This window comes from Streptomyces sp. NRRL S-87 (assembly GCF_000719335.1).
GTDB lineage: Bacteria > Actinomycetota > Actinomycetes > Streptomycetales > Streptomycetaceae > Streptomyces.
In genome coordinates, this window is sequence record NZ_JOGB01000133.1 from 1 (window position 1) to 2,976 (window position 2,976).

A 2,976-nucleotide genomic window follows, 5' to 3' on the forward strand; every position below is an offset into this window, starting at 1 on the left:
CCGAACACCCCCCACAACCCCCCGCATCCGCACCCCCCGCATCCGCACCCGCCTCACCGCCCCCACCGCCACCCGCGCCAACGCGATCCCCGCCCTCGCCTGGTGGATCTGGGCCCTCGGACTGGCGGCCGCGGCCAGCCGCACCACCAACCCCCTCCTCCTGGCGCTGGTCCTCACCACCGCCGGCTACGTCGTCGCCGCCCGCCGGACCGACGCCCCCTGGTCCCGCTCCTACGGGGCCTTCCTCAAGCTCGGCCTCGCCGTCCTCCTCCTCCGCCTCGCCTTCTCCGTCCTCCTCGGCTCCCCCATCCCCGGCACCCACACCCTCCTGACCCTCCCCGAGGTCCCCCTCCCCGACTGGGCCCAGGGCATCCGCCTCGGCGGCCGGGTCACGGCCGAGCAGCTGGTGTTCGCCGCCTACGACGGCGCGAAGCTCGCCACGCTGCTGGTCTGCGTGGGCGCCGCGAACGCCCTCGCCAACCCCACCCGCCTCCTGAAGTCCCTCCCCGCGGCGCTCTACGAGGCCGGCGTGGCCGTGGTCGTAGCGATGACCTTCGCGCCGAACCTCGTCTCCGACGTCGCCCGCCTGCGCGCCGCCCGCCGCCTGCGCGGCCGTTCCACGGGCGGCGTCAGGGCGGTCCTGCAGATCGGGCTGCCCGTCCTGGAGGGGGCCCTGGAGCGCTCGGTCGCGGTCGCCGCGTCGATGGACGCGCGCGGTTACGGCCGCACGGCCCGGGTCCCGGTCGCCGTACGCCGCCTCACCGCCCTCCTCACCCTCGGCGGCCTGCTCGGCGTGTGCGCCGGAACGTACGGGCTGCTGTCCGCCGAGGGCGCCGGTTACGGCCTGCCCGTCCTCCTCCTCGGCCTCGGGGGCGCCCTCGCGGGGCTGTGGCTGGGCGGCCGGCGGAGCGTCCGTACCCACTACCGGCCCGACCGCTGGGGGGTGCGGGCCTGGCTGGTCGCCGGCTCGGGAGCGGCCGTCGCGGCCTGCCTCGTCCTCGCCTCGGCGCAGGCCCCCGAGGACCTGCGACCGGGGGTCGTCCCCCTCGTCGTCCCCGCCTTCCCCCTGTGGCCGGCCGCGGCGATCCTCCTGGGCCTCCTCCCGGCCTTCGTCACGCCCGTTCCCGAGGAGCAAGAGCAGTGATCCGCTTCGAGCAGGTGTCCGTCACCTACGACGGGGCGACCGCCCCCACCCTCCAGGGCCTGGACCTGACCGTCCCGGAGGGTGAGCTGGTGCTGCTCGTCGGGCCGTCCGGCGTCGGGAAGTCCACGCTCCTCGGCACGGTCTCCGGACTGGTCCCGCACTTCACCGGGGGCACGCTGCGCGGCCGGGTCACGGTCGCGGGGCGTGACACCCGTACGCACCCGCCCCGCGAGCTGGCCGACGTGGTCGGCACCGTCGGTCAGGACCCGCTCGCCCACTTCGTCACCGACACGGTCGAGGACGAGCTGGCGTACGGGATGGAGTCCCTGGGGCTGGCCCCGGCCGTCATGCGCCGCCGGGTCGAGGAGACCCTCGACCTGCTGGGCCTGGGCGACCTGCGGGACCGGCCCATCGCCTCCCTCTCCGGCGGCCAGCAGCAGCGCGTCGCGATCGGCTCCGTGCTCACCCCGCACCCCGCCGTCCTGGTCCTGGACGAGCCGACCTCCGCCCTCGACCCGGCGGCCGCGGAGGACGTGCTGGCCGTACTGCAGCGCCTGGTCCACGACCTGGGCACGACGGTCCTGATGGCCGAGCACCGCCTGGAGCGCGTGGTCCAGTACGCCGACCGGGTCCTGCTCGTCCCGGGACCCGGCGGGACCCCGCGCCTGGGCACTCCTGCCGAGGTCATGGCCGTCTCCCCCGTCCACCCGCCGGTGGTCTCCCTGGGCCGCCTCGCCGGCTGGTCCCCCCTCCCCCTGTCCGTCCGCGACGCCCGCCGCGCGGCCCTCCCCCTCCGCACCCTCCTGACCCCGCCCACCGCCGCCCCGACGACCGGAGCCCCGGCCCCGACTCCCCCTACCGGCGCCCCCGTCGCCACGGCGAAGTCCCTCCACGTGCGCCGCGCCCGCACCGAGGTGCTGCGGAACGTGGACCTCACCCTCCGCGCCGGCGAGGTCACCGCCCTCATGGGCCGCAACGGCGCCGGCAAGTCGACCCTCCTCTCGACGCTCGTCGGAATGACCGCCCCCCACTCCGGCGGGGTGACGGTCGCCGGACACGCCCCGCACCGCACCGAGCCCGCCGCCCTCCTCCGCCACGTCGGCCTCGTCCCCCAGGAGCCCCGGGACCTCCTGTACGCGGACACGGTCGCCGCCGAGTGCACGGCGGCGGACCAGGACGCGGGCGCCGACCCCGGCACCTGCCGGGCCCTGGTCGCCCGGCTGCTCCCCGGCGTCGCCGACGACACCCACCCCCGCGACCTGTCCGAGGGCCAGCGGCTGGCGCTCGCCCTGGCCATCGTCCTGACCTCCCGCCCCCGGCTGCTGCTGCTCGACGAGCCGACCCGCGGACTCGACTACGCGGCCAAGGCCCGCCTGGTGGAGGTGCTGCGCGAGCTGGCCGACCGGGGGCACGCCATCCTGCTCGCCACGCACGACGTCGAGCTGGCCGCCGAACTGGCGCACCGCGTGGTGATCCTCGCGGGCGGCGAGGTCGTCGCGGACGGCCCGACGGCCGAGGTGGTGGTCTCCTCGCCCGCGTACGCCCCCCAGGTGGCCAAGATCCTCACCCTCGGCGGCGCCCCGGACGCCCCGGCGGCCGCCCCGTGGCTCACGGTCGGCCAGGTCGCGGCGGCCCTCGCGGCACACCGCTCCTCACCACCGGACCCGGCGGCGGCCCACCCGCTCCCGCCCACCCGCTGCCCGCACCCCTCCGACGCCGTCCCGCCCGCCCCCGCGACCACCCCGCTCCCGCCCCAGGAGCACCCCGTGAGCCCCACCGCCGACCGGCCCCCCACACCCGCGACCACCCCCACCGCCACCCCGGCCACCGCG

2 protein-coding genes are annotated in these 2,976 nt (G+C 77.6%); both read left to right on the forward strand.

What is annotated here, in order from left to right:
• Nucleotides 1–25 precede the first annotated feature (25 nt).
• The gene (locus IF43_RS0135295) at nucleotides 26–1,144 is read left to right on the forward strand and encodes a hypothetical protein (protein WP_030210972.1); all 1,119 of its coding nucleotides are present in this window, start codon (nucleotides 26–28) and stop codon (nucleotides 1,142–1,144) included.
• Nucleotides 1,141–2,976: ABC transporter ATP-binding protein (locus tag IF43_RS0135300; RefSeq protein ID WP_234332650.1), on the forward strand; the 1,836-nt coding region annotated here is incomplete at its 3' end. The genes IF43_RS0135295 and IF43_RS0135300, both read left to right, overlap by 4 nt.